Origin of the sequence: Roseateles sp., assembly GCF_046300915.1 — a bacterium.
GTDB lineage: Bacteria > Pseudomonadota > Gammaproteobacteria > Burkholderiales > Burkholderiaceae_C > Kinneretia.
Genome location: NZ_JBKCLH010000088.1, coordinates 25,111 through 31,110 on the forward strand (window position 1 = coordinate 25,111; position 6,000 = coordinate 31,110).

The 6,000-nt window shown below is 65.3% G+C and carries 5 protein-coding genes; 1 reads left to right on the forward strand and 4 read right to left on the reverse strand.

Annotation, left to right across the window (positions count from 1 at the left end):
• Window positions 1-78: 78 nt before the first annotated feature.
• The 4 genes from ACK5F2_RS06855 to ACK5F2_RS06870 form a co-directional block, all read right to left on the reverse strand.
• Window positions 79-1,605 (reverse strand): serine hydrolase domain-containing protein, encoded by a 1,527-nt coding sequence (locus ACK5F2_RS06855; RefSeq protein WP_409863715.1) that lies wholly within the window; start codon window positions 1,603-1,605, stop codon window positions 79-81.
• 938 nt (window positions 1,606-2,543) lie between these two features.
• Window positions 2,544-3,506, reverse strand: a complete 963-nt coding sequence (gene gshB / locus ACK5F2_RS06860) for a glutathione synthase (protein ID WP_409863716.1) — start codon at window positions 3,504-3,506, stop codon at window positions 2,544-2,546.
• 66 nt (window positions 3,507-3,572) lie between these two features.
• Window positions 3,573-3,917, reverse strand: coding sequence for a DUF6172 family protein (locus ACK5F2_RS06865; RefSeq protein ID WP_409863717.1), 345 nt, complete (start codon window positions 3,915-3,917; stop codon window positions 3,573-3,575).
• A 45-nt stretch (window positions 3,918-3,962) separates the two neighbouring features.
• Window positions 3,963-5,153: a benzoate/H(+) symporter BenE family transporter gene (locus ACK5F2_RS06870; protein ID WP_409863718.1), complete on the reverse strand. Its 1,191-nt coding sequence runs from the start codon at window positions 5,151-5,153 to the stop codon at window positions 3,963-3,965.
• A gap of 25 nt (window positions 5,154-5,178) precedes the next feature.
• Between ACK5F2_RS06870 and ACK5F2_RS06875 the strand changes: the two genes are divergently transcribed.
• Window positions 5,179-5,943 carry a class II glutamine amidotransferase gene (locus ACK5F2_RS06875; protein ID WP_409863719.1) on the forward strand — a complete coding sequence of 255 codons (765 nt, stop codon included), beginning with the start codon at window positions 5,179-5,181 and terminating at the stop codon, window positions 5,941-5,943.
• The last annotated feature ends 57 nt before the right edge of the window (window positions 5,944-6,000 follow it).

Genomic DNA, 6,000 nt, shown 5'->3' on the forward strand with positions numbered 1-6,000 from the left:
ACTTGGGTGGTGTTTCTTGAGGGGCGTCACCCGAGATGCACAGCTGAGAGCTTGACCACCTGACCGTCGGGACAAGCGTCATCTCTGAGGCGTGCCCCGAAACGTGGCGCTTGAGATCACCTGAGACCGCTCGGACAACGTTACCTCGACGCCGGTGTCTGTAAACCTGAGCCGGAGCCTGTAGGCATTGATGTTTCCAACTTCGTCGTACTCGATCGTGAAGCTGTCTTCGCTTTTCCACGCGCCGCTCACAGCAACGGGTAGCCCGGAAGGACCGCCGGAAGACAAGCGCGGAACCCCGCCTAACCCGATGGGCCTTGGCCCATCACGCCGATCGCCGATCTCGAGCTCAAGTTGCGGGTCAGCTGCGTCGACAAAGGTGAGCACAAAAGACTTCAGGTTTAGCGGGTTGGCGGCGAGGGCATATCGCCTGCCCGAAACCTTGTTCGCCAGCGGTGAGATGTATGAAGCTGGAAGCGGTGGCATTGCCGCCGCTCTAACCGCCGCCGCCAAGCGGGCCGTTCCGGACTGGTTCTCCGGCAATGACTGATCTGACTTGAGTGCACGTCCCAAGAGCGCACCGACATCGCTAGGCTCGAACTCGCCGCCCGTGAAAACGACGACGAGGTTTCGCTCTGGAATGACGGTGATGCGCTGACCACCCCGGCCGACTGCCTCGAACTCAGACGGCTGCCTGTATTGGTGAAGCCACAGACCGTATCCGTACCTTTGGTTGGTGTTCGGCGGCAGGGCTTGCGGCTGGATCGCCGCTTCCATCCAGTCCGTCGGGACGAGCTGGCGATCTTCCCAACGGCCATTGTTGAGCCACAGGTACCCGAGCTTGGCCATGTCACGGGGCTCAAGGCGCAAATCACCCCATCCGTATGAGATTCCCTGCGCATCGGCTGGCCAGATGGCGTTGCGAATGCCAAGTGGCGAGAACAGTTTGCGCCGTGCGAAGTCCAGCGCGCTAACGCCCGTCGCTTTCGTGATGGCACCGGAGAGCAGATGCATGCCGCCCGAGCAGTACTCAAAGCGGCTACCGGGTTCGTCGCGCATCGGGAGGTCCAACATGAACTGCGTCCAGTCTTTTGTTTCCCTCATCTGCCAGAGCGTGAACTCTCCAGGGGCAGCGCGGCAGTCCAGCCCGGATGTCATCGACATGAGATGTTTGAGAGTCATTCGCCGCTTGCGCTCGTCCAAATTGGCGATGGGCTGCCCGGCAAAGATTGAAGCCAGGGTCTGCGATGGCCCTTTGAACGCTCCTGCGCCGCCGGCGATTCCGGCAAGCGTCGTGGTGACGGCTTTCGTCACGGAGGCTACATCATGGAGTTGTCCATTCTGGAACGGCCAGAAGTACGCATCCAACACGATGTAGCCATTACGGACGATGGTGACACTATGGATGCGCGTACCGTGGTCGCGAACATAGTCGAGGGCATCGGCCAGTGCCTCGGAGTCCAGCCCCTGTGCTTCCGGGGAGGAATAGCGCCACTCATGCGTTGGCCAATACCTACCTTGTGCACTGGCTTGGGATGCGCCGGCTCCAACCAGTACAGCGATAGCGATGGAGAACGTATTGATGAATCGAGCGGAGTGGAACATGTGCTTTCCTGGAACTCCTCTTGCGACGCGTTGAACCTCGGCGCTGGCCGCTACGCGATGCGAGCAAGGGCGAGGAGTACATCGACGCGGGCCAAGACTACTTCGAGGCGCGTTACCGCAACCGCGTGCTGCGCAACCGAACCCAGCGGGCAAAAGCTGGGCATGCAGATCATTCCCGTGGCTCAACCCGTCTGAAAACACCATTACCGATCAACTGCTTGGGTGGTGTTTCTTGAGAGGGCTCACCGCGTGGTGGAAATAAACCTGCCTCTGCTTGCCTGAACAACCGGCACGTTTAGAGAAACAGTTCAGCCAGGGACAGCAGGAATCTCATCTCTCGTTTCAGATTCGTCGCCAACGTAAAGCAATTGAAGCGTTCCATTGATGTCCCCGTCCTTGTCTTTGATCAACTCATCGGTTGTTCCAGGAACTACGGAATCTATCGTGATAGTGGACTCCCGGAGTAAATGAAACATCTCGCTCCACGCTTCTGAGGGAAGTAGGAGCTGAAAGACGGAGGACTTGTTCGAGTAGTGCCTTATGTCAGTGACAGATGCGCCTGCTGCAGAGAGAGCAACTCTTGCAGCATTGACTGCCTCGAAGCGTTGAAGCCGTGTGTGCGCTTGAACTTGGAAGAGTCTGCTGTTGGATTTCTTCATGAGCAGAAAAGCGCGCTGTGGATCTGTGAGGCCTAACGACGCTGTCCAATAACCCATTGCCCACGCGTCACGAACTTTGACGAGCGGAACGGGCGCTGGTTCAGCAGAGTTTCATTGCGACTGATTGTGGCCCCAGCTGCGGGCGCGTTTGAGCGCTGCCGAACCCTGCTGATGGGGGATATCACGGCCCTGGCCGTAGCCCTCACTGCCTCCAGCCGCTGTGCGCCAGCTTCACGATGTTGTGCTGATGGCGGCGACGGCGGCCGCTGGCTCCGGTGCTCAGGCAGGCGCGTCGGCCAGTGCGCGCTCCAGTGCGTCGATGAAGAGCTGGGCCACGTCGATGCCGCTCTGGCGGCTGATCTCCTGAAAGCCGGTGGGGCTGGTGACATTGATCTCGGTGAGGCAGTCACCGATCACGTCCAGGCCCATCAGCAGCAGGCCGCGGGCGCTAAGTTTGGCGGCCACGCCCTCGGCGATCTCGCGGTCGCGCGGGCTGATGGGCTGGGCCACGCCCTTGCCGCCCGCGGCCAGATTGCCGCGGATCTCGCTGCCCTGGGGGATGCGGGCCAGGCACCAGGGCACGACCTCGCCGCCGATCACCAGCACGCGCTTGTCGCCCTTGACGATCTCGGGCACATAGCGCTGCACCATCACGGTCTCGGCGCCGCCCTTGTTGAGCGTCTCGATGATGGAGCCCAGGTTCAGCGCATCGGGGCCCACGCGGAAGATGCCCATGCCGCCCATGCCGTCCAGGGGCTTGAGGATGATGTCGCGGTGCTCGGCGTGAAAGGCCTTGATGGCCTCGGCGCTGCGCGTCACCAGGGTGGGCGAGATGTACTCGGGAAACTCCAGGATGGCCAGCTTCTCGGGGTGGTCGCGCAGGGCCGCGGGCTTGTTGAAGATGCGGGCGCCTTCGCGCTCGGCCTGGGAGAGCAGATGGGTGGCGTAGAAGAACTCGCTGTCAAAGGGCGGGTCCTTGCGCATGATGATGGCGTCGGTGCCGGCGGCCAGGCCCAGGTCGGCCGTTTCCTCGGTGCGGAACCAGTCGTGCTCATCACCGGTGAGCACGATGCGCCGCGCGCCGCGGGCCGTGACCCGGCCACCGCTGACCCAGACCAGGTCCGCCGGATGGCAGGCCCAGAGCACATGGCCGCGCCGGGCGGCCTCGCGCATCATCGAGAAGGTGGTGTCCTTGTAGGTCTTGAAGCTTTCCAGCGGGTCGGCAACGAAGAGCAGGATCATGGGCGTGGCGCTTTCTTGCAGGATGACGGGCCGCAGTGTGGCACGGCGGGCGCCGTGCGGCGGGGCTCAGGCTTCTTGGTCTTCGTCCGCCTCATCCCCTTCGGCCGGCTTGGCCTGGGCGGGACGCGGCACAAAGCGGCGCTGGGCCGGCTTGGCCAGCAGCTCCAGGTAGAAGGCCGGGGCGCCCGCGGCGGCGGCCTCGTTGATGCGGTCCATGAAGGCGCCCACATGGCAGACCTCGGCCGTGTCCTCCGTCAGGCCGAAGCGGCAGTCGAAGTCCCAGAAGTCCATTTGCGAGGGCAGGGTCTTGCGACGCTCGCGCTTCATGTACTGGCGGATCTCGTGCTTGATGGCCTCCAGCAGGCGCTCGGGGTGCTTGCCTTCGATCTGGAGTTGGAACGTCTTCTTCATGGCAAGCCTCTTTGTCGGTGGGGGCAGGATTATCGGCCAGGGTGCTCAGCGTGCGCGAAAGCGGGCCACCAGCAGGGCCGCCGTGCCGGCCACCACGCCCCAGAAGGCCGAGCCTATGCCCAGCACCGTCAGGCCCGAGAGCGTGACCAGAAAGGTGAGGATGGCGGCGTCGCGGTGCTGCTCGTCCTTGAGCGCGGTGTTCAGGCCGCCGGCAATCGTGCCCAGCAGGGCCAGGCCCGCCACCGCGGCCACCAGCTCGCGCGGAATGGCCGCCAGCAGGCCCACGACCGCGCCGCCGGCCAGGCCCAAGGCAATGTAGAACACGCCCGCCATCACCGCGGCGGTGTAGCGCCGGGCGGGGTCCTCATGCGCCTCGCGGCCGGTGCAGATGGCGGCCGTGATGGCGGCCAGATTGAAGGCATAGCCGCCAAAGGGCGCCAGCACCAGGGTGGCCAGGCCGGTGACGGAGATGGAAGCCGACACCGGGGTCTGGTAGCCCGCCGCGCGCTGGGCCGCCACGCCGGGCAGGTTCTGCGAGGCCATGGTCACCAGAAACATGGGCAGGGCCACGCCCACCAGGGCCGCGAGGCTGAAGCTGGGCGTGGTCCAGACCGGCACGGCCCAGCCCCAGTGCACGCCTTCCATATGGATGCGGCCCAGGCCGGCAGCCACCACCACGCCGCTGAGCAGCACCAGGGGCACGGCATAGCGCGGCAGCCAGCGCCGGCCCAGCAGATAGACCCCGGCCATGGTCAGCACGATGGCGGGCTCGCTGCGCACGGTGAGCACCGCGTCCAGGCCAAAGCGGGCCAGCACCCCCGCCAGCAGGGCGGCGGCCACGGCCAGGGGAATGCGGTCCATCAGGCGCTCGAACCAGCGCGTCACGCCAAAGAGCAGGATCAGCGCGCCACACATCAGGAAGGCGCCAATCGCCTCGCTCATGCCCAGGCCCGTGCTGCCGGCCAGCAGGGCCGCGGCGGGCGTGGACCAGGCGGTGAGCACGGGCTGGCGGGTCCACAGGGCCAGGCCCAGGCTGGTGATGCCCATGCCCAGGCCCAGGGCCCAGATCCAGGAGGCCGTCTGCGCCGGGGTCGCCCCCAGGGCCTGGGCGGCCTGGAAGACGATGGCCACCGAACTGGTGAAGCCCACCAGCACGGCCACAAAGCCCGCCACCGTGGCGGGCAGCGAAATATCGTTGAGCAAACGCCGCATGCGCGGCAGCATAAGGGCATTCAAGCAGCGCAATCGCGGAGGTCGCTCGATGTGTCGGTTCCTGGCCTACCTGGGAGAGCCCATCTATCTGGAACAGCTGGTCTGCCGGCCGCGCCACTCTCTGGTGCGGCAGTCGCTGCAGGCCGAGGAGTCCAAGACGGTGACCAATGGCGACGGCTTTGGCATCGGCTGGTATGGCGAACGCGAAACGCCCGGCGTCTACCGCGAGGTGATGCCGGCCTGGTCGGATGAGAACCTGCTCTCGCTCTCGGCCACGGTGCAGTCGCGCCTGTTCCTCGCCCATGTGCGCGCGGCCACCGGCGGTGGCATTGCGCGGCAGAACTGCCACCCCTTCCACTACGGCCGCTATCTCTTTATCCACAACGGCCAGGTGGGCGGCTACGGCCAGCTGCGGCGAGCCCTGGAGACCGAGCTGCCGGATCACTTGTACGAGCAGCGGCGCGGGGCCACGGACTCGGAGCTGCTGTTCCTGCTCATCATGGCCCGGCTGCAGGAGGGCATGTCGGCGCCCGAAGCCATGCGCGCCGTGCTGCAGCACACCGAAGTCCTGATGAAGGCCCGAGACATCAAGGCACCGCTGCGCTTTGCGGCGGCGCTGGCGGATGGTCAGCAGATCTGGGCCCTGCGCTATGCCAGCGACGACGCGGCCCCCACCCTCTACCTCAAGCCCCAGGTCGGGGGCTGCGCCGTGGCCTCCGAGCCCTTGGGCGACGATGTCGAGGCCTGGCGGCCCCTGGGGCCGCGCCCGCGGGCCCATCTTCAGCCGGGCCGCGTTGAGCTGCTGCCCATCTGAAGCCACGGGCACCAGGGGGCAGAACTGGTAGCGAACGCTGGCGCTGTAGGTGCGGCC

Coding starts and splice junctions, on each gene's coding strand:
- ACK5F2_RS06855 (WP_409863715.1), bottom strand. CDS start 1,605: ATGTTCCACTCCGCTCGATTCATCAATACGTTCTCCATCGCTATCGCT.
- gshB (WP_409863716.1), bottom strand. CDS start 3,506: ATGATCCTGCTCTTCGTTGCCGACCCGCTGGAAAGCTTCAAGACCTAC.
- ACK5F2_RS06865 (WP_409863717.1), bottom strand. CDS start 3,917: ATGAAGAAGACGTTCCAACTCCAGATCGAAGGCAAGCACCCCGAGCGC.
- ACK5F2_RS06875 (WP_409863719.1), top strand. CDS start 5,179: ATGTGTCGGTTCCTGGCCTACCTGGGAGAGCCCATCTATCTGGAACAG.